Raw genomic sequence first — 25,903 nt, forward strand, 5'->3', positions numbered from 1 at the left:
TCAAAGAGTGAAGGTTGCCTAGGCTTCGTTAAGCGTGGTTTCCAATGAAGCGTGATGAAGGGAAAAAGATTCACGATGAGCAGCTCCGAAGAGCGCGTGGACTATGGAGTTTTTATGCGCATCGTTGCCCCAATCCGTCGCCGGCTGCTGTTCGCTTCGGTCTTGCAGGCGCTGTCCTCGTTCAGTGCTGTGGCGGGAATGCTCTGCACCGCAGCAGTGGCAGGATGGCTGGTCACCGACCTCGGAACTGGGGCTCTCCCGTGGCCGCTGTTGATAGGAGCCATCCTCGGATTCCTCGGCCAAGCGATCTTTTTGGGTGCGGCGACCACGGTGAGCCACCTAGCCGATACTTTTCTCCAGCGTGAGCTGCGCGGGGATATCGCCGATTATCTGCAACGGCAGCCCATGGACGAGTTCGCTGAAAAAGACTCAGCGGCAGTGAAACGAATGCTCACAGATGATGTTGGGGCCCTACACAACGTCGTTGCGCATGCGCTTATCGACGCCGTAGCCTCGGTTCTCACACCAGTATTCGCCCTGATCGCCCTGGCGGTTCTTTCTCCACAGGCTGGACTTATTGCCTGTGTTCCGGCTCTAATCGGGGCCGGTATTCAGCTCTATCACGGGCGCACCGCGATGGCGAAGATGGACGAGTATTTCGCACATGTTTCCGCCCTCGACAGTGCAAGTGTCGCCGCCGTGGAAGGTGTCGCTGTCTCGAAAGTCTTTTTCACCGTTGATGATGAGACGGCCTCTGCCGATCAATTCCGGAAGGCCGCGACGCGTTATAGCCGTTTCGTCCACGCATGGGCGATGGATGTGGGACGCAAAATGACGGCGGCGGAGATCCTCCTGAGCCCCGTGCCCGCTTTTGTAATCGCCATTGGAGTTGGGCTGCTGTTCGACGTCGGCACCGCGGCGATCGCCTATGCCGCCTTGCTCGCGCCGATGGTGGGAGCTCCCATCTTGCCGCTGGCCTATGCCGCACAACACATCAGCGCCGGGCTGGCCGCAGCGCAACGCTTAGATGCGGCGCTGGGGCAACGCGCAACGGACAGCCCCCGCGATGAGACTCACGGCGTACACAGCCAGTGGCCTGAAGACTGGGAGTCCATCGAGCTGCGTGAGGTGAGTTGTTCGCGGCAGGGGCATCGCGTCCTCAACCGGGTAAGCGGGATCATCCATCGCGGGGAAAGCGTGGCCATAGTTGGACCTTCTGGAGGCGGAAAATCAACACTCGCGCAGGTCCTCGCGGGGCTGTATTCCCTCGATGAGGGCGACATCATCATCCATGCCCCCTCGGGAGCGGTGAGCATTACGCAACTACCGCTGGGAGCAATCGGTACGCATGTCGCCTTCGTAGGCCAACACCCAGGAATTTTGCAGGCGAGCATCGCAGACAACGTCACCATGGGGCGCGAAGCACTCAGCGCCGGCATCGATTCCTGTCTGCAGCAGGCGCAACTCGATGAGCGGGTATACGCCCTGCCAGAGGGCACGGACACCATTCTTGGCCGGGAAGCCTCTTTTAGTGGCGGTGAACGCCAAAGGCTCACTCTCGCCCGCGCTCTCTACCAGCGAAAGCCCGTACTCATTCTCGACGAACCTACCGCTGCAGTTGATGTGCTCGGCGAGCGACGCATCGATCAGGGGTTGGAAGAACACCACCAACAAGGAGTCACCATTATCAGGATTGACCACCGACTCACCTTCGCCACACAGGCGCGACAGGTGTGGGTGATGGACCGCGGCAGCATTGTCGAACACGGTAGTCCGGCGGACTTACGCGCCCAGCGCGACTCGGTATTCAGCCAGCTTTGTGCGGGGATTGTAGGTCCGAGATGAGTACTCACAGCACACATTCGAATGCCGCAGCACGGTCCACATTTCGCGGACTGGTGCTCTCTCTTGACGCTCGTGATCGCCGCCGCGTCGGGATAGCGATCGGCGTGGTAGCCGCTGCCAGCCTGGTGGAGGTCGCGGCAATAGTCATGGCCACCGTGGCACTGACCGAGGACGCTCCGCTGTGGCCGGCGTTTCTGCTCGCTGCGGTGTGGGTGCTCGTCTCCAGTCTGGGCGTCATGGCGAGTAGGGGCGCAGGATATTCCTTGGCCGAAGGACTCTTAGAGCGGGTGCGCTGCACTCTCATCTCGCTTCCTTATGGCTGGTTCCGCACGGACCGCAGGGGCGATCTCGCGACTCTGACCACGGGGGACGTGATGCAGGCCATGTCGATTCCAGCGCATCTTCTCCCGCGTCTCATTCCAGCGGTGATCGTGCCGTGTTCCTTGGCAGTGCTGCTGACATCGCGTGATCTCCTCCTTGGAGGGATCCTCTGGGTGCTCTTGCTTTTCTGTTGGGGCGCGGCAGTATGGGGGCGCGCTATGGTGGCCGCCAGCGACGGTCGCTTGCATGAAGCCCAAGAACTAGCCGCTAGCGCGGTGATCGAGTTTGCTCGCCTGCAACCGACTCTGCGCTTGGCTTCTGCCCAAAGCTTCGGCCGGCAGCGCATCGATACCGCACTCGATCGCGTTCGCGACGACACCGCACGCATGATCCGCTTGGTCCTGCCAGGCGTGACTGTATTCGCCTTCATGGTGCAGCTCACCATTGCGCTGAGCCTGGTGGTGGCCGTTGTGCACGGAGTTCACAGTGGGCAGAGCGGTATAGCAATTGTGCTGAACATTCTGCTGCTGTTGAGGTGTATCGAACCTCTACGCGGTGTCGCTGAACTCGCAGCAGCGCTGCGCATGGCCCGGAATGCAGTGCAGCGGCTGCTGGATTTCTTCGCTACCCCACAACTACAGCAGGACCCTGAGCGTGCTGCTCAGCCACCCAAAATCAACCCCGAGACGGGAAAGCCCGCGGCGTTCTCGCTGGAACACGCGAGCATGTACTACCCGAGCTCCACCTCTGGGGTCGATGACCTCACCCTGGACTTCGACGGACCGGGTCTGGTTGCGGTTGTCGGCGCGTCAGGATCCGGGAAAACCACCCTGCTGTCCCTGCTGGCACGCTTCGGGGATGTTGATTCCGGAACAGTGCACCTTATGGGGCGGGACGTGCGCGGGATGAGCGTCGAGGATATTTCCGCTCACGTCAGCGTGGTTTTTCAGGACACCTACCTGCTCAATACCAGTATTCGTGACAACATTGTCCTTGCTCGACCCAGCGCTAGCGCTGCAGAGATCGAGCACGTCATGGACATGTGCGGGGTAGAGGATCTCGCGCGGCATCTTGAGGATGGCGTTGACACCGTCGTGGGCGAAGGCGGCGAGCGGCTCTCGGGTGGAGAAAGACAGCGTGTGGCCATCGCCCGCGCTCTACTCAAACAAGCACCCGTGGTGTTGCTTGATGAGGTCACCTCCGCGCTCGACGCCTTCCAGCAGCGGATCATCATGCAGGCCATCGAGCAGCTGCGGCAAGATTCCACCGTTGTGATGGCGGCACACCGGTTGAGCACAGTCGTGTCAGCCGACTGCATCGTCGTCATGGATTCTGGACGCATCGTCGATGCCGGCACCTACAGCGAACTGCTGTCGCGCTGTTCCACATTCCAAGCGATGCACTCGTCTTCTGCGGAGCGAGGAGGGGATAGCCGGTCATGACCAGTATGGATCCAGTCTCCCCTGATCTCACAGCCGGGCGCGTCCACGCGTTAAAAGTGCACCATGTCTACCGAGAGCAGGCCGCATATGACTCGATATCTCGAGTGCTGAGGAATGTCGATCACGCTCACGTACCGGCGCATCTCACACCGATTCTGCGCCGCTGGGAAAGCATTACCTCGAACCCCGACGCCCAGCAGAAACGATGGAGGGAATTGCTTGCTCAGGACGCCGGTGACGTGCCCCAGTCATGTTCGTGGGCCGAAGTCCGCGTGCGTGGCGAGGAGCTACTTTCCGAAGCTGGGTGGGACGAGAGCACCATCGACAATCAAAAAAATCTTGACGCATTTTTCTCCACCTGTGATGCCGAACTCGAGTCGCTCATTGTGGGAGAAAACACCGTGCGACAGATACTTTTCGACAACGATGCACTCAGTGCCGCGTCGGCTATGTATCAGAACAACCCGATCAGTAGTGCCATCAATACCAACGTGGCGACCCAGCTTGCTGCCCGCGCAGCGCGCTGCCCATCCAGGCTCGCCGTGGCAGAGATAGGCGCGGGTACAGGCGCGCTCACTGACCCAGTTCTTGATGCTCTCCGGAACACACACGTGGACTACACCTTTAGCGACGTCTCGCGGTGGTTCCTGCATCGTGCAAAGCTGCGCTACGCAGGACGTCCCGGTATGAACTTCGGCATCGTCGATATCAATGATGCCCCTGGTGAGGCTTTGGATTCCCTCCATTCAGGCTCGGGGTTCGATGTAATCGCCTGTGGAAACGTTGCCCATAACGCACTGAGGCCTGTGCAACTGCTCTCGGAGTTGTCCGCACAACTGCGGCCGAAAGGGAGCATGTATCTCATCGAGACAGGAACAGAACATCTTCCCCTGCAGATCTCGATGAGGTTTCTGATGGCGCCAGATCCGAATGGGCCGCGCCAAGAATTTCAGGATGCCCGCGGAAGCAGCGGACGCATTTTTCTCAACCGTGAGGAATGGGTAGAGGCAGCCACGGCAGCGGGTCTCACCGTTAAAAGCCGGTACCCAGAAAAACACCACCCCCTGGAATGGCTGGACCAATTCAGCCTAGAGCTCATCAAGGAGGAATCAGTCTCGTGACTCGGGCTAACCCCGCTATCGCCGTCGTATCTATGACGTGCAGGTACCCCGGTGCCGACACCCCAGCGCAACTCCTTGGCCTCCAAGTAGACGGTGAATTCGGCTATGGTCGCCGCACACCGTCGCAGGACGCAGGTGCCTCCGCACTACATCGCCATCCGCATTTTGTTCCCGTCGTCGGCGATCTCAGCCACATGGACGCATTCGATGTTGAGGCACTCGGATTGAGTGAGAGCGCCGCGCAGTCTACTGACCCGCAAATGCTGCTGGCGATGGAATTGGTTGGTGAAGCGCTTGATCTTGCCGGTTTTACAGGGGAAGAAGAGTGGGGAGTTACCGGTGTTTTTTCTTCCTGCGCAGAATCGGTATATCTCCACGACAACCTTTCTGATGATTTCGATCCGAGGGGCGGCACGGATCCTGTCCGCAGCCTCGATCTGCACTCCCGCAACGTTGCGGATTATCTGCCTCTACGCATTGCGTACCGGTACAACCTCACTGGTCCAACGATGAGTATCGGCGCAACGTGTGCATCGTCTTTGGTGGCTGTTCATCAAGCCTTCAATAGCTTGCACGTGCATGAGTGTGATACCGCCATCGTCGTTGGCGTGAGCCTGAAAGACGTGGGGGCGCATCTGGGCGGCTATGTCGCTGTTCCTGATGGGCCATACTCGCCGTCTGGCTTTACCCACTCCTATGGCAGTGACGCCGATGGAACCGTGTTCACCCAAGGCGCGGGCGTTATCGTATTGCGGCGAACGACAGACGCGCTGCGTGCGAACCAGCCCGTGCTGGGAATGATCGCAGGCTCCGCTGTATCTAATGATGGTAGGTATGGCCGAGCCAGCTTTAGCGCCCCATCAGTAGAAGGGCACGTCGCCGCCATTGAAGAAGCTTTGGCAGTCTCCGGTCTTGAAACACAAGATATTGGGCTGTTGCACGGTCACGGCACAGCTACGGTGTTAGGCGACGACGTAGAGATTGCGGCCTTTTCCCAAGCATACGGGCAACGTCACGACGATGACCTCCCTCTATGTTCGATCAAAGCCCACATTGGTCACACTGATAGTGCAGCGGGCATCGCTAGCCTCATTGCTTCGATTCAGGCCGCGGCTACTGGTATTCAGCCGCCTGCGCACACCGCGAATTCGCCACACCCATCGCTTGCGCGCACACAGAACCTTAAGCTCCTTTCTTCCCCGCGTACGTGGGATGCAGCGCAACGGTGGGCAGGAGTAAGTGCACTGGGCATCGGGGGCGTGAATTGCCACGTTATCGCCGGATATGATGAGCGCTGCACGCCGGTGCAAAACACTGAGGCGGAGCGGGACAGTGTTTCTCTGAAACCGCAGGAAGATCCTCTATTTTTGCTCAGTTCGCATACCGCAGACAGCGTGCGAGACATGGCGCGGCGTGTTGGAATCACTCTCGCTACTCATCCTGATTGCAGCCATCAACTCGCTGGGATGCTGGCCGTGCATCGATTGCAGCGACGCTATCGGGCGGTCTATTCCCTTTCCCAGCTGCGTGCACGTGCATCCGATACACACGACGATGCCATCGCCGAGCCCACCGTTGTCGATAGTGGGAATAACCCCGCCCTACTGTGGGTATTCCCCGGTGCTGGTGTGCCACTGCGGGGAGCTGCAGCGGGGCTGCATCGTGCCGAGCTAGGGCATGCCGGTGAGCAAGAATTCTGGACGCACCTGCATGACTTGTGCCAGCGCTTTCACGAAAAAACCGGCACAGATTGTCTCGCATTTTTGACCGAGGACGTTGCTGCCGAGCAGGCCCAGCATGAGCCTGTTGCACCCCTTCTCCTCTTGTCTTCTCTCTTCGCCTACAGCGTCTCGCTTGCCCGTGCCGCACAGGCGGAAGGGATCATGCCGGACGTGATGCTTGGTCATAGTGCCGGCGAGTATGCTGCGGCAACGATCGCAGGCACGCTCTCGGTTGATGACGCCGTTTCACTGGTGTGCGCCCGTGCACAAGCAATGGAGAACGCACCAGAAGGAGAGATGCTCAGCGTGGGGCTGGGCGCGACAGCCCTAGAGGAACTCTGTCGTGACTCCGCCACAGACGCTTCTGTTCGTGCAGCGTTTCAGGCCTGCGATATCGCTGCAATCAATGCGCCCAATGCCGTGGTGCTGAGTGGGCCGCGTCGGGACATCGCTGTGCTTCGACACGCTGTGGAAGAAGCGGGCGCAACGACCCGAAATGTCGGTATTGCGGCAGCCAGCCATTCCCGGCTCATCGAAGGAGAACTGGCGGCGTTTCGCGAGGTAGCCACTACTGTCGGATCACCCACTGGGCAAGGAACCATGGTGAGCTGTCTCGACACGCAGGTCCACGGTGCTGGGGAGAAGATTGACCCCGAGTATTGGGTGCAGCATTTGCGCCAGCCGGTGCGTTTCGATGCGGCGGTGGACACAGCCATCGACGCACTCGAGCGCCAAGGATATGACGGTGTGCTCGCCTGCCATATCGGGCCCGGTTTGGGGCTTGCGAAAATGGTCGCCCGGAGGCCCATCTGCAAGGCGAGTCTCAGTCTTGCCCCAGCACAGCAGAACCCAGGTATTACTCCACACCAGCTGGTGCGCGGACATGTGTGGGCGGCCGGCCGCGACTCTGCAGCCTCCGAACTCGTCACAGACGAGGGCTTTGCTCCCCACTTAGTGGCAGAGATGGGGTTTTCTTATCGACGCACCCCGACGGTGAAACCGAGCCACAGCAGCACCCAGGCCAGTCGCCGATCGCGCACGGTTCAGGCCCAAATTCCCAAGTACTGCTTGGTCGATGCGCCCGAGGCTGGGGACACCGAACGCTCGTACGTGTTCGCTTATTGGCCCCCTGAGGCTCGCCACCAGGCTGCCACACTCGATCCGAGTGTGCAGTGGGTGGACTATGGTGCACAGGACCACGCATCGTGGGCCGACCTCGATGGTGTGGTGTTCTTCCCAACGCTGCTGTCCACGCAGAAGACTGCGCCCGCACTCGATCGGGTGCGAGCGGAGCTAATGGCCTACGTTGAGCTGCACAAGCTATGGAGCCAGCCGTCAGAGTCTCAGCAGAGTGGTCCAGCGCTGCTCGTTGTCTCTCACGCCAGCGCCGCAGTCACTTCCGCAGATAGCCCCGAAGCTCATCGCGCGGCCACGATAGCGGCCGCTCGAGTATTCGCTCAGGAGCATGGCGGGATCGCCTGGGCCACCGTGGATCTCGAGGAACCGCTGGGAACCCAGGCACACCCACATCTTCTCGCGAGGATGCTCAACCGCAGCGCGGGCGGTGGATTCCACTATGCGCAGCGCGGTGGTGTGCTGCTCCAACGAAGCTGGGTTAGTGCCGAAGATAATCCAGCGTTGGATGCTGTGCTGCACAAGGACACGCACACCGACGGCGCTGCAGCGTCGGCCCCGGCGCTGCAGGTCTTAGTGCTTGGTGGCACAGGCCGTGTCGGTAGCAACGTGTGTCTGCACCTAGTTGGCCACGGCCACGAGGTGACGGTGTGCTCGCGCACGGCGCCGGCCGCACAGGGGCATCAAGCTCGGCTGGCCGCGGCGATCGCTGCCGGGGAGCTGCGCTGGGAAGCCGCAGATGTCACCGATGAAGCCAGGGTGCAGGAGATATTGGCCCACGAAGATTACGACGTGTGCATTTTCGCTCCGGCGGAGATTGATCTGCTCACCTTTGAAGAGATGGATGAGGACGGGCTCAGCCGCGTCATGTCGGCCAAGATTGCAGGTCTGGAGTGTTTGGCCACAGCCATTCAAGACAGCGGCAGCAGCCCACGTGTCCTCGTGATGTCCTCTGCAGCAGTAACTATCGGTGGTTTCGGGCTAGGTGGATATGTTGCTGCCAGTGCCTTCATTGATGCCTGTGCTACCGCCCGAGGATGGACGGTGATCGACTTCGATCGTTTCCGGCTGGGAAGTGAAGAGGAAAACACCGCTGCCTCGGAAGTCTCTTTGCGTCACGCTATCGATATCGATGATGCTTTGAATGTCATTGACAAGGTTGTGCGGGAAGAAAGTACGTCTGACACCGGATTACACTTCGCGCTATCTGCTGGTGAGCTCAACGCTCGATCCCGCACGTTGGTCACGCGTCGAGCGACCACGCCAGCGTGCGTGGAGCAGCAAGAAGAAGCTGCATTATGGACAACTCAGCAACGCGCAGTAGCAGAAGTGTGGGCGGAGGTTCTAGGTGCACGTGACCTCAATCTTGACACCGATTTCTTCGCCGCGGGCGGGCACTCGCTCCTCGCGACCCGAGTGCTCTCGTTGTTGCAACAGCGGCACGGCATACACGCCCGGCTGCGCGATCTTCTCGATTATCCAACGGTACGGACCTTCGCAGACCACCTCGACCACGGGGAACATAGCGTCGATAAGCGCGACGCGCATGCTCCGGACCCAGCCCCCACGGAAGCTGTGGCTTCCACCCTCGGCACTGCTCACGAACCATTTCCCTTGACCCGTATTCAGCACGCCTACTGGGTGGGCCGAGGCGATGGCTATGAACTTGGTGGGGTGGCGTGCCAGTTCTACCTCGAGTACCGTGCGCCGGAGCTCGATATCGCTCGGTATCAGGCGGCATGGGATGCCACAGTGGCACACCATCCCATGCTGCGCGCTGTCATCGTGGAAAGCGGAGAGCAGTGCATTCGCGATCGCCGAGCCCCCACGATCGACGTGCATGATGCACGCGCCACCTCGGCTGAGACGCAGCGCAGGCTCGTGGAACGCACCCGAGAGCGCGTTTCGCGCCGGGTGTCTGATCCCGCCGTAGACTTCCCAGTGTTGGTGGAAATTGTGCGCACCGATGCCGGCGATCATGTAATGATCGCAGTCGATGTGCTCATGGTGGATTCCGCATCATGGCTCATCGTCGACTCCTGTGTGCAGCACTACTACGAGCACCCCGAGGTAGCTCTGGAGCCGCTGCCCTTGACATTTGAGGACATTCAGCGTTTCCACGCCAGCCAACCGACGGAGACCGCACAGCGTCGGCGGGCCCGCGACTATTGGGACTCTCAGCTCGACGGATTCCCTGAGGCACCTGCTATTGCGCGCCATCCCGCTCATGGTGCGCCTCGCTTCACACGATTGAGCGGCCGTGTCCAGGGCCAAGCCCTGGCAGAGCTGCGTCAGCGTGCTCAGCAAGCGGGAGTGTCGCTCACCAGCCTGCTACTCAGCGCTTATACCCACGTGCTTCACGATTATGCAGAGCAAGAAGATATTGCTGTCTCGGTGACCCATTTTGATCGCCGGAGTGCGCTTCCTGCCGAATGGGCAGAGCAGGTCGACTCGGTGGTTGGGGAATTCTCCTCCATGCTGCTCCTGCGCAGTCACGCTGATGCTGGAGAAGCGTTGCAGGACGATCGACTGAGAGCGACCAACCGAGAACTTTTTGATGCCTTGGATCATCGCGCGATGTCCGGAGTGGAAGTGCTTCATGCGCTGTCTCGTGCGCGCGGACACGTCGTCAGCGTTCCGGTGGTATTCACCAGCATGGTCGACTTCGAACAAGACCATGACCACAGTTGGCTGGGCGAGTATGTCACCGGTATCTCCCAAACTCCGCAGGTGTGGCTGGATCACCAGGCATTCTTTCATCGCGGTGAGCTTGTACTGCAATGGGATGTTGCTGATGTCGTGGACATCGATGAAGCAGAAATCTTCTTCGAGAAGTATCTTCGGATCCTCGGCGGCACCACCGACATCACAGCGCAGCAAGCTCAGGACGGCCAGCAGCACAATCAGGACCGGCTCGAATCCTCCTCGTCCAAGGACACCGCGGCGGACGAGCAGGCATCCTCGGTTGCGGAGGAGGAACAGCTCAGCGGCGATGCCACTGATCTTGTAGAGGTCGTGCGTCAGGCTTGGGCCGATCTTGTCGGCGTGCCTGCTGAGTCCATTCAACGAGACTCCACCCTCCTCGATATCGGGGGAGACTCACTCTTGGCTGTTCGTATCGCGAACACCCTGAAATCCCAGTTGGGGTGCACCCTTCCGGCGCCACTGATGAGGGCAGATGTCACCGTCAGCGAGGTAGTGGACAAGCTCGCACAGCTGCTCGCACCGTCCCCAGCAGAGCACCCAGAAGGCCAAGCCAGCATCGAGCTCAAGCGTGCCGATCCTCAGCAGCGTTTCCCGCTGATGTCTCTCCAACAGGCATATTTTGTGGGCCAGACGCAGGCGCTCGACGTGTCGTATCCGACCGCGCACGTCTATACCGACGTTCCGCTGTGGAATATGCAGATCACCGACCCAGCGGAGGCGACGAGAATCCTGCGTTCTGCCTGCCGCCGTGTGGCTGTGGCGCACCCAATGCTGCGTGTGAGCATTGATGAAGACTCACTTCAATATTTCCGGCCAACGTCGGCAGACGTTATCGATTCATGCGTGGAGGTGCGTGTTGTCGATATGCGTGGGCTGACTGCGCCGGAAGAACTCGAGGCAGCCCTGCAGCAGCACCGCCACACTATGACTCACCAAGGACCGAATCCAGTAAACGGTGGAGCTACCGCGATAGTCGGGGCACTACTTCTGCCTGGCGGTCATGGTCGCTTCTTCGTCTCCTCCAGCCTCCTCGTTCTCGATGGCTGGTCTGCGTCACTATTTGACCGGGCACTCCTGAAGGCACTGTGTAGTGAAGAGCCGCTACCTGAACTCGACATTACTTTCGCGGATTACGCGCTTTCTGTGCAGGAGTATGAACAAGATGCCGTGGATACGGACCGGCAATGGTGGAGCGAACGGCTTCCCACTCTTCCTGCGCCTCCAGTGCTTCACCCCGCAGATGGTTCTGCCACTGTGGCTAACAGCGCTGGTTCGATGCTCATGCTAGAACGCAGGATTTCTGCAGCGACGTGGTCACGCATCTGCCAACGGGCACGTAAAGAAGGTGTCACTGCTACCACGGCAGCAATGACGGCTTTCGCGCTTGCTTTAGCAGAGCACACTCACCGTGGTGCGATGCTACTTAATACGCTGCAGCACAATCGACACGGCATACACCCAGATGTGATGGACCTGATGGGACCCTTCTCGCGCACAGCTTTAGTGTCCCTCGAACTTGGGAGGAATGATTCCTCTGGCGCGCAGCCGACGATGCGAGAAGTGGCGCGGTCAATTGCTGCTCAATCTGGTGAGTGCTTGTCCCACAACCTCATAAGCGCAGTGGACATCAGCCGAATGCTGCTGAAGAACATGGGCCGAGCACGATCTGTGGCGCCGATTGTATTCCAGTCCACACTCGGAATGGACGCAGCGTTGGGCGGTGACTTGAGTACCAATGCTGGCCCTTTGGGAACGATAGATATCTCGGAGTACTTCCAGCAGGTTCGCACGCCTCAGGTGGAGCTTGAACTGCGTTGTTTCGAGCTCTACGGGGAATGTGTGTTGTCCATGGCCGCTCTCCCGGAGCGGTTTGGGGATGTGCCATCGTTGATTCTCGATCGGGTACATGAGCTCTTATTGGAACTGGGCAGCGAATCCGCGTGGCACAAAACTGTCGAGATCCCTCAAGAGCGCATGGCTCTGAGCGATTATCTCACGGCAGGGGAGAATGAGAATTCTCATAACTCGCCGCAGAAACACGTGCGTGAGATCCCCGCTGAGCTAGAGAAGTGCATTGAAAAGCTGTGGAACGAGCTCGTTCCTATTGCAAGCGAAGAACACTTCTTTAGGGCCGGAGGCGATTCCTTGCTGGCCGTGCAACTTATACAAAGGTTGTGTTCCACAGCGCTGGAGTGCGTGGACAGCCACCAGCTATCAATGGCAGAAGTAGCCCCAGAGTTTTTTGCGCACCCCACTCGGGAAGGACTGGCGCAGGCGTATATATCTGCCGCTGCGCAGGGGGAAGAAGGAACCTCCGACGGCGATGAAAGCGCCGCAGATTCGCACAACGTGTCTGCAGAGCCGCCTCGGGTAAAAGAGATTGATATCGCGAGTGTGGTTCGAGACTGTTGTCTGCATCTCACCCGAGGCGAGGGAAGGCCAATATTTTTCATTCACCCCTCTGGAGGCGACGCATTGTGCTATCTAGAATTAGCGAGGCGCCTAGAAACGGATCGTCCATGCGTGGCGATTATGGATCCGCAGATTGCCGGACACGACGTTCTCGGCGCGAGTATCGCCGAGATGGTTGAGCTTTACTATAGTTTGATCAAAGAAATATCACCGGATGGTCCCTACACGATTGGCGGTTGGTCAATGGGGGGAACATTGGCTCACGAAATCGCGTGTGCTCTTCGCAAGCAAGGGGATTCGGTTGATCTTGTGTGGATGGTGGATTCTAATTCTCCAGAAAGAATTATCGATATTCTCAATCAAGGCGAAGCGCTGTCTCTGAGCGAAGAAGAGCGTCAAGAGTGTAGCGACAATCGCATGATGTTGCGGCAGCTGCGTTCTATCGAAGCCTATCTTGGCCTCGACGGTGATAGCGGCCCCGACTCCGATGTAGACACGTTGTGCGACAAACTCGAAGCGCACGGTGTAGACGTGTCTCCGAAGGCGCTACAAGTGCGAAACGACATATTTTCTCGCCATATTCATGCGCTTTATGATCATCGTGCGCACCTGCTGGACCAAGAAGTAGCTGTTCTTCTGGTGCGGGCGGATCAGCGCTCCCCCCGAAACAGCGGGGAAGGCATGGGCGTCGATGACTGCACGGACGAGCACCTCGGGTGGGATTCCTGGATCGATGGCCCCTTCGAGGTACATGGCGTGCCAGCACACCACTATTCGATTCTTCGGCAACCACAGGCAGCCCGGGTGGCCACGCTGCTCTCGCAAGCAGTGCGCACCCACGCTACGGGAACCCATACAACGGGACGAGCGCGGTGCTCGCCCGCCGCCGCAGCTGAAGAAGGCGATAAGCCTCCCTGATGGGGTGCTGATCGTGCCTAGCACATTCCATCCCTCTCATCACCCATCCTTTCGCCCGAGCGCGAAAGCCCACTCTCATAGGAGACTGACATGGCAATGAACCGCCGCCGATTCCTCTCTGTCACCGGCTTAAGCATCGCCGGTGCCGTACTCGCAGCCTGTGGCTCTAGTAACAGCGACAGCAGCAGTGCACAGTCCTCGTCCTCCGGTGGCGCCGATTCCGCGGACGCGACCCTGACTTTCGCCTCCGTTGCTGCAGGCAGCCAAGCCTCCATCGACCCCCATGGCTCGCTGTTCTCCGAGTCCGATTGGTTCCGCCTCAGCTGCGTGTACGATCAGCTGCTCCTCAGCGATGACGGAAACCTCGTGCCGCGCCTTGCAACGAAGTGGACCCCGAACGAGGACTCCACCCGCTGGGTGTTCGATCTTCGCGAGGACGCCCAATTCGCGGACGGCTCCCCGCTCACCGCGAAAGACGTGTTCTACAGCCTGAACCGTATCGACGAAATGAAGGAACAAAACGGTGTGCGCTTGGGCACCGTGGACATTAAGGCCTCGCGCATTGTCGATGATTACACCATCGAGCTGGCGACCTCCGTGCCGGATGCGGAGCTGCCGCGCATGCTGGCTGGTTTCATCCTCGTGGTCAAGGACGGAACGACCGAATTCGATTCGCCGATCGCTTCCGGCCCATTCGTGCAGGATGCGCTGGAAGGCACCAATGCCGTCCTGAGCCCCAATGAGCACTGGTGGGGTAGCGATGCTCGGGCACAACGAGTGGAGATCATCGGCTTCAGCGATCCGCAGGCGATGGCAAACGCCGTATCCACCGGCGCAGTCATGGTTGCCTCCTCGCTCGCCCCAGCAGCCGCGAAGTCTCTCGAGCAGCAGTCCGGCTACACCATCCGGCAGCGCCCCGGCTACGAGACCTATCCGCTGCTGCTCCGCGTTGATACTGCCCCCTTCGACAAGAAGGAAGTTCGAGACGCCATCAAGCTCGCGCTGGACCGGGAGAAGCTCGTTGAGCAGGTCTTCCTAGGCTATGGATCTGTGGGCTATGACATGATCAAGCAGAACGATCCCTCGGTGCCGAAGGATGTCACCCCCATCAAGCGCGATGTGGAGAAGGCCAAGAAGCTGCTGGCCGAGGCGGGACACCCGGATGGCCTGGATCTGACGCTGCACAGCACCCAGTCCTACCCCGGGATGATGACCACCGCTACTGTTGCCGCAGCGCAACTGGAAGAGGCGGGCATTCGCGTCACGATCGAAGAGCACGCCCCTGACACCTATTGGTCCACCGCCTACACCGTGGAGCCCTTCACTGTGGGCATGTACACCAACACTCCTTTTGCGGTGACCGTGCGCCAGACGGTGCTCTCCTCCGCTGCTTTCTCCGAGACGGGCTTTAAGGACCCAGAGTTCGACAAGGACTTCGCTGACGCTATGAGCATCCAGGACGACAAGGAGCGTAACGAGGCCCTCGGCAAGCTGCACCACCGTATGGCAGAAGAAGGCGGCTGGGTCGTGTGGGGCTTCGGTAGCGGCTTGGACTGCATGGCAGATGGAGTCAGCGGCTGGCGGGATGGCTCCGCCCGCTACACCCTCGATGGGGTCGAAACCGCCTAATTCCGCACGACGCTAATCAGCTAGTCAGCTAAACAGGAGCCGCGATGAAAAAAGCCCCACCCACCGCCGATAGCAAGGCGCCGAAAGGTGCAGCGGTGATGAGCCGTGTGCTGAGCAATGTTGGCTCTGCATTTGTGACCTTGCTGGTCGTTGTGAGCATCGTGTTCCTGATTACTGCGTGGCTTCCTGGAGACTTCGCCTCCCAGCTCGCTGGGGCGAACCAGGATGCCGCCGAGCGCCTGCGCACCCACTATGACCTCGACAAGCCGTTGGTGTACCGGCTGGCTAGCTGGTGGTGGAGCGCCCTGCAGCTCGATTTGGGAACGAGTTGGATCGGGGGCACCGATGTGTTCAGTACTGTCACCCATCGATTAGGTGCCTCATCTGCCGTCGTGCTGCCCGCGTGGATCTTGGCGATGACCTTCGGTATCGGTGGGGCACTGATTCAGGCCGTGCTGCGCGGTCGCCCGAGCGCTTTTGTGCTCAGCGCATTCGTCGCGGCCTGCGCTGCGATCCCAGAGGCCATTGTGGTGGTGCTGCTCGTCCTGCTTTTCGCGGTGAAGTGGCGGCTACTACCGGCTGTGACCATGATCCCTCTCGGGGAATCACCGTGGGGATCGCCCGAGCAGCTCGTGCTCCCAGTGCTCGGGCTGGCCATCCCCGTTGCTGCTTGGGTGGCGCGGATCCTGCGCGGCCCCGCAGAGGAGCTGCTCGCTTTGCCCCTGTATGTCTCGGCCCAACGACGCGGCATGCCGTTGCTGCAGCGGCTCTGGCGTTGCGTGGCAATCCGGATGGCACCCGTGGTGCTCCACACTGCGGCGATTAGTGCCGTCGGCCTGCTGGGAGCTGGTGTGGTGGTGGAAGCGCTACTGAATTATCCCGGTGTGGGCGGGCTGCTCGCCAGCGCCCTCGGGGCACGCGACATGCCGGTGGTGCAGGGAATCGCCCTGGTGCTGTCCTGCATCGCAGTCGTGGTCTACACCAGCGCTGATGTGCTCAGCGTTGCCCTCGAGAGGCGGGTGAAGCGATGAGCGGGAAAAGAATGCGGCAGCAGCCACGCACCAGCGTGGCCGGCGCCGAGTCCCGCCGCAGCAGGCGGTGGCCAGGAACCCAGATAGCAGCTGTAGTAGTCAGCCTGCTGATGGCGCTGGTGTGCGCGCTGGTGCTCTACGGGCCAGTGCGGGCCGGCGATACGGTGCACCCAGTGTCGTTTCCCTATGACCAACAGGTGGGGCTGCTGGGCACCGACGCCTTGGGGCGTGACGTGGGACAGCGATTATTAGCAGGCGGTGCTCGTCTTTTGGTGGCGCTGCCGATTGGTGCTGTGACCACCCTCTTCATCACTGTGCTGTCCCTTCTCGCTGTGCAACGCCCGCGGTGGAGACGGGTGGCCAACCGTCTGTCCACATCCCTGTTAGCGATCCCGGCAATGGTGGTGGTGCTTGCGGCGGCGAGTATCTTTCCGGCGTGGATCGCGGTATCAGCGGCCATGTTATTACTCGGGGTGCCGCAGGGCATGCGCCAGCTCAGCGCGGCGGCGGCGCCGCTAACGACCGCGGGCTTTATCGAATCTGCTCGGGTGCGCGGCGAAAGCACCGCCGCTATTGCTCTCCGGGAGATGGTGCCGGCGTTGTTTCCCCTCATCGTTGCCGATGCCGCAGTGCGGTGTCTGGCCGCGATGCAGTTGATGGTGAGCGTGCATATCCTCGGGCTGGGGCCCACGGCTCCCACGGCGGATTGGGCGCTCATGATCCGAGAAAATCTCTCTGGGGTCATGCTGAATCCAGCAGCGGTTATTGCCCCGACCTGCGCTATCGTTGCGCTGCTACTCGTCGTCGTCTTGTTTTTCGATGTGCTGGTCAATGCCGTGCAGCCGCCAACTCTGCGCTCTGCGCACACCCCGCAGCGTCGCGGAACCAACACTGCGGCCGCCGCGGCGCCGGAACACGGGCCTGCGGCAGCACACGAGACCGCGCCCTCTGCGCGCATCGCGGTGGAGCAGCTGCGCCTAGCATATCCGGGCTCTACGCCCATCGAGGTGCAGTCCTTGCGTGTCCAACCGGGCGAGATCCTGGGGATCAGTGGTGCTTCTGGCAGTGGAAAATCCACGCTGCTCTCGCTGCTCGCCGCTTGTCCCGCACCCGCTCTGCAGGTGACGGGCCAGGTGTGGCTGGGCGGTAGGCGTTTTCCCACTGATACGCACGCAAGCGAGCACAGCGATAGGTGGTGGCGACGCTGGCGCCGCGAGCATTGCGGTCTCGTCGAGCAAGACGCGGCCACCACCGTGGATACGGCTCGTTCCCAATGGTCGATTATTCGAGACGGCCGGCCTCGGCGCGCGATCGATAGGGAAGCGGTGGATGCGGTTGCTCGGAGCGTGCGCCTCGATCCAGAAAAGTTTGACTCCTTGGCGCGCATGTCCGGCGGGCAGTGCACTCGCTTGGCACTAGTGCGTGCCCTGGCCCATGCGCCAGAGATTCTCGTCTTGGACGAGCCCACTACTGGTCTTGACTCCGCCGCCGTCGATGCGGTGGCGCGCGTGCTCGAGGATGCGGCAGCCCGCGGGGTTGCCATTGTTCTCAGCAGCCACGACCCGGACTTTCTGCGGCGAGTGTGCGATCAGGTTGTGGTGGTGGAAGAACAGGACACACGCACCATCATCAGGCCCTCAACCGTGGCTAAACTGCCCTGCGGAGACACAGCAGAGCGGCAAGAACACCCGCCACATGCGGGCAGCGGTTCCGCTGAGGTGTCGCCGCGCCCGGAGGCGGGGCAGGGCACTGTGTTCCAAGATCATGGTGGCCTGAGCGTGCAGGGCATGGAGGTGTACACGGCGAAGGGGGAGCTGCTTCTCCACGACGTCCACTTCCGCGTGCCCGCCGGCAGCTTCACTGTGTTGAGCGGCCCGAGCGGCTGCGGGAAAACTACGCTCATCCGCTATATCTTGGGGCTTCTCGGACCCGGCCCGATTCGCGCGGAGTGCGCCTACGCCGCCCAAGACGCCGCCCAGGCGCTGCATCCTATGTTTAGCCTGCGGCATCAGGTTCGGCGCGCCGCGGTCTGCGGCGGGCACCCGAATCCGCAGGCGTACGCGGACGAGTTGCTTGCCTCGGTGCGGCTGAGCGCGGTGGCGGATCACAAGCCAGCCGCATGCTCGGGCGGGCAGCGCCAGCGCGCCAGCATTGCCCGTGCTCTCGCCGCCGGCCGGCCCATTCTGGTGGTCGATGAGCCCACCACCGGCCTCGACGCACAGCACGCCACGGAAGTCGTGGATCTGCTCGACCAGCTGGCGCAGCAGGGAACTACGGTGCTGGCGATCACCCACGATCCCACTGTGCTGCACCGCGCCGATCACGTGATCGACGTCAGCCGTTGGAGCGTGGATTCCTAGACGCTGCAGATACACCCCGTGCAGCACGGTAGGACAGAGAAAAGCGTCGATAAGCACGATACTTATCGACGCCATCTCGGGGCGATTAAATCCCGCCGCGGGGAGTGTCCGTGTGGTCCTTCGCTACCTCGCCCTCAGCGTAGAGCGGCATGTCCGCATCGGCCCGGTAGAAGGGCGCGTTATTGGGCGCCAGCGGCTCGCGGCCAGCGATGAGATCGGAGGCCTTCTCCGCAATCATGATGGTCGGCGCGTAGATATTGCCGTTGGTGATACCGGGCATCACCGAGGCATCCACCACATACAGCCCCTCGGTGCCGTGGACCTGCATGGTCTCCGGATCGACTACCGCCATCTCATCGGAGGCGGGCCCCAGCTTCGCGGTGCAAGAGGGGTGAAGCGCGGTCTCGCCGTCGTTGCGCACCCACTCCAGGATCTCCTCGTCGCTTTGGACGGAGGGGCCGGGGGAGATCTCGCCGTCGGTGTACTCGCGCATGGCCTCGGTGTCCAAGAGCTCGCGGGCCACGCGGATCGCCTCTACCCACTCGCGCTTGTCTTGGTCCGTACTCAGGTAGTTGAACAACATGCTGGGCTTGGCGTGCGGGTCATCGCTGGTGATGCGCACGTGGCCGCGGGCATCGGAATACATCGGGCCCACATGGAACTGGAAGCCATGGGCGGCGCCGGAAGTGGTGCCGTCGTAGCGGATCGCCGCCGGAAGGAAGTGGAACATCAAGTTGGGATACTTTTCCCCCTCATTCGAGCGCGCGAAGCCACCCGCCTCAAAGTGGGAAGAGGAGACCGGGCCCTTCTTGGACACCAGCCACTGCGCCCCAATGAAGGGGCGCTTCCACATCTTCAGAGCCGGCATGATCGACACCGGCTTGGTCACGTTGTACTGCACATAGACCTCGAGGTGATCCTGCAGATTCTCGCCCACGCCAGGCAACGGGGCCACCACGTCGATGCCGTGCTCCTGGAGCAGCTCCGCCGGGCCGACACCCGAGAGCTGCAGCAGCTGCGGAGTGTTGATGGCGCCGCCGCACAGAATCACCTTGTCGGCGTACACGCGGCGGGTATGGCCCTTCCACTCATATTCCACGCCCACGGCCTTGGTGCCCTCGAATAGGACACGGCGGGTGAAGGCGCGGGTGCGCAGCTCGAGATTGTCTCGGTCGAGTGCGGGGTGCAGATAGGCGCGAGCCGCGGATTGACGAGTGCCGCCAACAATATTGCGGTCGAAGGGGGCGAAGCCCTCCTGGCGGTAGCCGTTGACGTCATTGGTCAGCGTGTAGCCGGCTTCCTGCACAGAGCGGAAAAACGCTTGGAACAGCGGGGTCTGGGCGGGGCCCCGGGTGAGCTTCAGCGGGCCATTGTGGCCGCGGCGGGGATCATCCTCATCCGCCGCGAGGGCAGTCTCCATGCGGTTGAAATAGGGCAGGCAGTGGGCATAATCCCAGTCCTGCATCCCCTCAGAATCCGCCCACTTTTCATAATCCATGGGGTTGCCGCGCTGAAAAATCATGCCGTTGATGGAGCTCGATCCACCCACCACCTTGCCGCGGGCGTGGTAGATGCGGCGGTTGTTCATCTCCGGCTCGGGGTCGGACTCGTACTGCCAGTCATAGTGCTTGTTCCCGATGGGGAAGGAAAACGCGGCAGGCATATGCACGTAGAGATCCCACAGTGAATCCATGCGGCCGGCCTCGAGTACCAGCACATCAGTATCGGCGTCCTCGCTGAGGCGGGCAGCAATCACGGAACCGGCGGAGCCACCGCCCACCACAATCACATCGCGTCGCTTCTCCTGCACGAATTCCACAGTGTCCTCGGCGAGCCCGAGACGCTTTTTCACACCGTTCTTCAGGCTGTCGCTAAAACCCAAGATGAACAATCCTCCTCTTGACAGAAGTCTGACAAATGATCACAACCTACCGAACTAATGCTAATGACTTTCGTGTCCCGCTGGCTACCACACAGTGTTCCGTAGCATGTCAGCGGCGTCCTACAGTGCCCTACGCTGGAGTAATGAGTGTCGATTCGGCAGGCAGGAGGGGCGGGGGAATACCTCGACAAGGGGGCTTAGTCGGTTGTTTTCTGGGGAAGTTTAATGCACCCTCGAAAGCACGTGGAAGGTTTTTTCATGTTTAACTCCCTTTCATAAGTACGTGTGTGGACAAACATATTTTTAAGGAAGTGAGAGCGTGAGCCTAGAGTCCAGATCAACAAATAGAAAAGAAAGAAGTGACGAGCGCCAAGCCGAGGATTCGTCTGGCGTGGCAGCCGCAGAAGAGCGCAGCACCAGCGACGGCATCGCGCAGAAGCCAAAGGTGAACATGCCGGTCTTCGCCATCTCTGTGCTGGGCGTATTCGCCATGGTGCTGTGGGCTGCTCTCGCGCCGGAGTCCGCCGAGTCCGCGCTGGGATCGATCACCGCCTGGATCTCGGTGAATCTCGGCTGGTTCTATATTCTCACCGCCACCGCGGCGGTGGTGTTTGTTCTGGTGATCGCACTCGCCCGCACCGGCACGGTGCGCCTCGGTCCGGATCACTCGCGCCCCCAATTTGGTCTCTTCTCCTGGTCCTCAATGCTCTTTGCCGCCGGTATCGGCGTGGACCTCATCTTCTTCGCCGTCGCCGAACCGGTGACCATGTACTACAACCCGCCAGTAGGGGATGCGGAAACCCGCAAGGCCGCAGAGGACGCGGTGGTGTTCGCGCTCTTCCACTACGGCATTAGTGGCTGGGCCCTCTATGCGCTTATGGGCATGGCCTTTGGCTATTTCGCCTATCGCTTGAACATGCCGCTGGCCTTGCGCAGCGCGCTCTATCCGCTCATCGGGCGCCGCATACATGGCCCCATCGGCGACTCGGTAGACATTGCCGCCACCCTCGGAACGGTATTCGGCATCGCGGCCTCCCTCGGCATCGGCGTGGTGCAGCTGAACTACGGCTTGAAGATGGTCTTTGGCATCGAAGAAGGGCCCGCCGCGCAGATCATCTTGGTCACGATCGCCGTGGCGGTCGCCACCGTCTCCGCCGTATCAGGTGTGGATCGCGGCATTAAGCGGCTCAGCGAATTGAACGTGGTCATCGCGCTGGTGCTCATGTTTTTCGTGGTGTTCACGGGGCGCACCGCCTTCCTCTTCGATTCGCTCGTGATGAACGTGGGGGACTACGCCGCGAACTTCGTGGATTGGACACTTGATACCTACGCCTTCTCGGAAACCCCGCAGGCTACCCGCGACTGGTTAGCCTCCTGGACTCTCTTCTTCTGGGCATGGTGGGTGGCCTGGGCGCCCTTTGTGGGGCTCTTCCTTGCTCGCATCTCCCGTGGCCGCACTATCCGCCAATTTGTGTTCGGCACGCTCACCATCCCGTTCCTCTTCATCGTGATGTGGATGAGCTTCTTCGGTAACTCCGCCTTGGATCGCATCATCGGTGGAGACGACGAGTTCGGCGCCGTGGCCATGGCGGAACCCCAGCGTGGGTTCTATGACCTCATCCAGTCCTATCCCGCCGGCATGATCCTGGTGGTGCTGGTGACCGCTGTGGGGCTGCTGCTCTACATCACCTCGGCGGACTCGGGGGCGCTGGTGTTGTCGAACTTCACCTCGAAAATCGAAAATAGCCGCCAAGACGGCCCCAGCTGGTCGCGCATCGTGTGGTCGGCCATTGTCGGTGTGCTCACCCTCGTGCTGTTGGCCATCGATGGAGTGGTGACCGTGCAATCAGCCACCATCGTGATGGGCCTGCCTTTCACCGTGGTGATCTATTTGATCATGTACAGCCTGTGGAAGTCCTTGCGCATCGAGGCCTATAAATCTGAGGCTCGCATGGTGGCCATCCACTCCGCGATGTCGGGTCGCCTGCGCAGCCGTGGCGGCTGGCAGGGCCGCCTCGAGCGGGCCATCAACTGGCCCTCGGCCGAGGATGCACAAAGCTACATGGTGGATGTGGCGAAGCCGGCCATGGAGAAGGTGACACAAGAAATCCGCCATCTCGGCTTCGCTAGCCTGCTGCTGTACTCCGAGGTTCCCGATTCCGAGGTCAGCCAGCTGGATCTCACCGTCAGCTTCGGCGAAGAGAAGGACTTCCGCTTCCAGATCTACCCAGTGGTGGGCGAGGTTCCCTCCTATGCCGGCAAGGCCACCGCGGACTCCGAGTGCTACTACCGGCTCGAGGTGCACGACCTCCAGGGATCCTTGGGCTATGACGTCTACGGCTATAGCGAAGAGCAGCTTCTTAATAGCGTGCTCGATCTCTTCGAACGCCACCTAGAGTTCCTGCACATGCAGGAAGGAAACCGCGGCAATACCGACGTCTCCGATGGGGCCGCCCCTGCCCGCGTGTGGGAAGAGAACTAGCCACGAGCCTGCCCGTTGGGCAGGCGCACCACAGTGTCCGATAGTCCGCGTCCCTACGCCACCGGAACAAGATAGGTAGCGTGGACTGTTGGCATAAACCATTCTGAAATATTCCCCGATGAAAAAGGAGTGTGTTCGACGTGGCCACAACCCCGTCCGAGCCCGTATTCGACCCCACCACCTGCGCTCTCCTCGAGGGAGTGCACGGGGCTGAGGGACCCGCCTCGTTGTTTATTGCCGGCCGCTGGCAGCCAGCAGCGTCCGGCGAGACCCGCACGATCAGCTGCCCGGCAGACGGCAGCGTCGTAGGAGACGTCTCGGAAGCCGCCGATGCGGATGCGGAGCGGGCTATCGCTGCTGCGCGCGAGAGCTTCGACGCCCAGGTGTGGAGTCAGGTTCCCGCGGTGGAGCGCGGCGCCCTGCTGCTGCGCGTTGCTGCCGCTATCCGTGACAATAAGGACACCTTCGCCTGCGCCGAAGCTGCCGATACTGGCAAGCGCGTCGTGGAGGCCGAGGCCGATATGGATGACATCATCTCCAGCTTCGAGTACTTCGGCACCTTGGCGCAGCATGATGCGGGTCGGGTAGTGGACCCAGGAAATGAGAATGTGCGCTCGCGTGTCGATGTCGAGCCCATTGGTGTCTGTGGCCTGATCACTCCTTGGAACTACCCATTGCTGCAGGTGGCGTGGAAGGTGGCCCCGGCGCTGGCAGCCGGCAATAGCTTCGTGCTCAAGCCCGCCGAGCTCACTCCGCACACCGCGATGCTGCTTATGGCAGTGCTGCGGGAGGCCGGGCTTCCCGATGGGGTGGCCAATCTGGTCACCGGCGCCGGTGCGGCCTGCGGCAACCCGCTATCCCAGAGCCCCGATGTCGATATGGTCTCCTTCACCGGCGGGCTGCAGACCGGCAAGCTCATCGCCCGCAACGCCGCAGAGACGATTAAGAACATCGCTCTCGAGCTGGGGGGTAAAAACCCGAATGTGATCTTCGCGGATGCGGACTTCGACGCCGCCGTGGATAACGCACTCAATGGCGCCTTCGTCCATTCCGGTCAGGTGTGCTCCGCAGGTGCCCGCATTATCGTGGAGGAATCCATCGCCGAGCGCTTCACCGAGGCTCTGGTACAGCGCGCCAGTGCCATCAAGCTCGGTGGCCCGCGGGACGAGGCCGCCGAAACCGGTGCACTGATTTCGGAGGAGCATCTGAACAAGGTCTCCGCCTATGTGGACCGCGCCAAGGAACAGGGCGCCACTATCGCCTGCGGTGGCCGTCGCGCTACCGCGGAGGATTCCTCCGCAGGCAATGGCACTGGTGCCACCGATCTTGCCGCGGGCTATTTTTACTTGCCCACCATCATCACCGGCTGCGATCAGAGCATGGACTGCGTACACGATGAGGGCTTCGGTCCTGTAGCCACCATCGAGACGTTTACCACGGAAGACGAGGCTGTACGCATTGCCAATGACACCACCTATGGCTTGGCTGGTGCGGTGTGGACCAGCAACGCCGGTCGCGCCGAGCGGGTAGCCCGCGGCATGCGCCACGGAACCATCTGGATCAATGACTTCCACCCGTATCTGCCGCAGGCAGAGTGGGGCGGGATGAAACAGTCCGGCATCGGCCGCGAGCTGGGGCCGACCGGCTTGGAGGAGTACCAGGAAAAGAAGCACGTGTATCACAACATTGCTCCCGCAGTGACTGGCTGGTTCGCCGAGTAGTGTCCAGTCAGCAGCCGACTAGCGCTCGGTAGCGCCGGCGCAGCCCGCACACCAGACAACACCACCCCTCTGGCGGTATCGGATGATCATCCGAGTTCCCCGCCAGAGGGGTGGTGTGTGTCTACCCAGTCGTCCGTAGAGGGCAGCAGTGGGGGTGAGTCTTAGTCCAGCTTGGTGTAGTCCACCACGGAGTACTCCTGCAGCTTGGCCAGCTGGTGGGTGGATTCAATGAAGCGGATGGTGCCGGACTTCGAACGCATCACTAGCGAACGGGTGGTGGCGCCGTTGCGGCGGTAGCTCACGCCACGCAGCATGTCACCGTTGGTCACGCCGGTGGCCACGAAGAAGCAGTTGTCCGAGGACACCAGATCGTCGGTGGTGAGCACAGTATCGAGTTCCAAGCCGGCGTCCTTGGCCTTTTGCACCTCGGCGTCATCGGTGGGGGCCAAGACGCCTTGGATCTCGCCGCCCATGCACTTCATGGCGCAGGCGGTGATGATGCCCTCGGGGGTGCCGCCGGTGCCCATCATGATGTCCACGGAGTTAGTGTCCTGGGCGGCGGCCACGGCGCCGGCCACATCGCCGTCGCGAATGAGGCGCACCTTGGCGCCTGCCTCGCGGATATCCCGGATCAGATCGTTGTGGCGGGGGCGGTCCAGCACCACCACGGTGACGTTGGTGGGATCAATGCCCTTGGCCTTGGCTACGGCGTGGATGTTGTGCTTGACCGGCGCCTCGATGTCAATGGTGCCGGCGGCCTCGGGGCCCACGGCGATCTTGCGCATGTAGAACACTGCGGAGGGATCGTACATGGTGCCGCGCTCGGCGGCGGCGAGAACAGCGATGGCGTTCGGGCGGCCCTCGGCCATCAGGGTGGTGCCGTCCACCGGGTCGACGGCGATATCCACCTCAGGGCCCTCACCGGTGCCCACCTTTTCGCCGTTGAACAGCATGGGGGCTTCATCCTTTTCGCCCTCACCGATGATCACGACACCACGCATCTGCACGGAGTTGATGAGCTTGCGCATGGCGTCCACAGCGGCGCCGTCGCCCTTCTTCTTCTGGCCGCGACCAACCCAGCGGCCGGAGGCAAGCGCGGCCGCCTCAGTCACGCGAACAAGCTCCAACGCCAGGTTCCGATCGGGGATCTCCAAAGAATGGTTAGACATAGGTGTAAA

At 61.1% G+C, this 25,903-nt stretch carries 11 protein-coding genes; 9 read left to right on the plus strand and 2 right to left on the minus strand.

Annotated features, from left to right (window positions below; all coding sequences use genetic code 11):
- Positions 1-75: 75 nt before the first annotated feature.
- From GBB18_RS00780 to GBB18_RS00810, 7 genes are all read left to right on the plus strand, one after another.
- Positions 76-1,845 (plus strand): ABC transporter ATP-binding protein, encoded by a 1,770-nt coding sequence (locus tag GBB18_RS00780; RefSeq protein WP_192795855.1) that lies wholly within the window; start codon positions 76-78, stop codon positions 1,843-1,845.
- Positions 1,842-3,608 carry an ABC transporter ATP-binding protein gene (locus tag GBB18_RS00785; protein ID WP_151548853.1) on the plus strand — a complete coding sequence of 589 codons (1,767 nt, stop codon included), beginning with the start codon at positions 1,842-1,844 and terminating at the stop codon, positions 3,606-3,608. The genes GBB18_RS00780 and GBB18_RS00785 overlap by 4 nt, the downstream gene beginning before the upstream one ends.
- Entirely contained in the window at positions 3,605-4,729 is a 1,125-nt protein-coding gene (locus GBB18_RS00790; RefSeq protein WP_151548852.1) for a class I SAM-dependent methyltransferase, read from the plus strand. Before GBB18_RS00785 ends, GBB18_RS00790 begins: the two co-directional genes overlap by 4 nt.
- Positions 4,726-13,620 (plus strand): type I polyketide synthase, encoded by an 8,895-nt coding sequence (locus GBB18_RS00795; protein WP_192795856.1) that lies wholly within the window; start codon positions 4,726-4,728, stop codon positions 13,618-13,620. The genes GBB18_RS00790 and GBB18_RS00795 overlap by 4 nt, the downstream gene beginning before the upstream one ends.
- A gap of 90 nt (positions 13,621-13,710) precedes the next feature.
- Positions 13,711-15,249, plus strand: coding sequence for an ABC transporter substrate-binding protein (locus GBB18_RS00800; protein ID WP_151640428.1), 1,539 nt, complete (start codon positions 13,711-13,713; stop codon positions 15,247-15,249).
- 98 nt (positions 15,250-15,347) lie between these two features.
- Complete coding sequence (locus GBB18_RS00805; protein WP_192795857.1) at positions 15,348-16,280, plus strand: ABC transporter permease; 933 nt, start codon at positions 15,348-15,350, stop codon at positions 16,278-16,280.
- Complete coding sequence (locus GBB18_RS00810; RefSeq protein WP_151640430.1) at positions 16,277-18,640, plus strand: ATP-binding cassette domain-containing protein; 2,364 nt, start codon at positions 16,277-16,279, stop codon at positions 18,638-18,640. Before GBB18_RS00805 ends, GBB18_RS00810 begins: the two co-directional genes overlap by 4 nt.
- Positions 18,641-18,725: 85 nt before the next feature.
- Here the strand turns inward: GBB18_RS00810 and betA are convergent, their stop codons facing one another.
- Positions 18,726-20,492: a choline dehydrogenase gene (betA, locus tag GBB18_RS00815; RefSeq protein WP_192795881.1), complete on the minus strand. Its 1,767-nt coding sequence runs from the start codon at positions 20,490-20,492 to the stop codon at positions 18,726-18,728.
- Between the two features lie 421 nt (positions 20,493-20,913).
- Here betA and betT point away from each other — a divergent pair, with 421 nt between their 5' ends.
- Both betT and GBB18_RS00825 read left to right on the plus strand, forming a co-directional pair.
- Positions 20,914-23,004, plus strand: coding sequence for a choline BCCT transporter BetT (betT, locus tag GBB18_RS00820; protein WP_255441551.1), 2,091 nt, complete (start codon positions 20,914-20,916; stop codon positions 23,002-23,004).
- A gap of 131 nt (positions 23,005-23,135) precedes the next feature.
- A complete protein-coding gene (locus GBB18_RS00825; RefSeq protein ID WP_192795858.1) occupies positions 23,136-24,725 on the plus strand; it encodes an aldehyde dehydrogenase family protein in 1,590 nt (529 codons plus the stop codon).
- Between the two features lie 161 nt (positions 24,726-24,886).
- Here GBB18_RS00825 and glpX read toward each other — a convergent pair whose 3' ends face one another.
- Positions 24,887-25,894 (minus strand): class II fructose-bisphosphatase, encoded by a 1,008-nt coding sequence (gene glpX / locus GBB18_RS00830; protein WP_151640432.1) that lies wholly within the window; start codon positions 25,892-25,894, stop codon positions 24,887-24,889.
- Positions 25,895-25,903: the final 9 nt, after the last annotated feature.

Source organism: Corynebacterium sp. 11A (assembly GCF_008930935.1).
GTDB classification, from domain to species: Bacteria; Actinomycetota; Actinomycetes; order Mycobacteriales; family Mycobacteriaceae; genus Corynebacterium; species Corynebacterium megadyptis.

Excerpts from the sequence above, each read along its gene's own strand:
- GBB18_RS00780 (WP_192795855.1), top strand. The coding sequence starts at position 76 with ATGAGCAGCTCCGAAGAGCGCGTGGACTATGGAGTTTTTATGCGCATC.
- GBB18_RS00785 (WP_151548853.1), top strand. The coding sequence starts at position 1,842 with ATGAGTACTCACAGCACACATTCGAATGCCGCAGCACGGTCCACATTT.
- GBB18_RS00790 (WP_151548852.1), top strand. The coding sequence starts at position 3,605 with ATGACCAGTATGGATCCAGTCTCCCCTGATCTCACAGCCGGGCGCGTC.
- GBB18_RS00800 (WP_151640428.1), top strand. The coding sequence starts at position 13,711 with ATGGCAATGAACCGCCGCCGATTCCTCTCTGTCACCGGCTTAAGCATC.
- GBB18_RS00805 (WP_192795857.1), top strand. The coding sequence starts at position 15,348 with ATGAGCCGTGTGCTGAGCAATGTTGGCTCTGCATTTGTGACCTTGCTG.
- GBB18_RS00810 (WP_151640430.1), top strand. The coding sequence starts at position 16,277 with ATGAGCGGGAAAAGAATGCGGCAGCAGCCACGCACCAGCGTGGCCGGC.
- glpX (WP_151640432.1), bottom strand. The coding sequence starts at position 25,894 with ATGTCTAACCATTCTTTGGAGATCCCCGATCGGAACCTGGCGTTGGAG.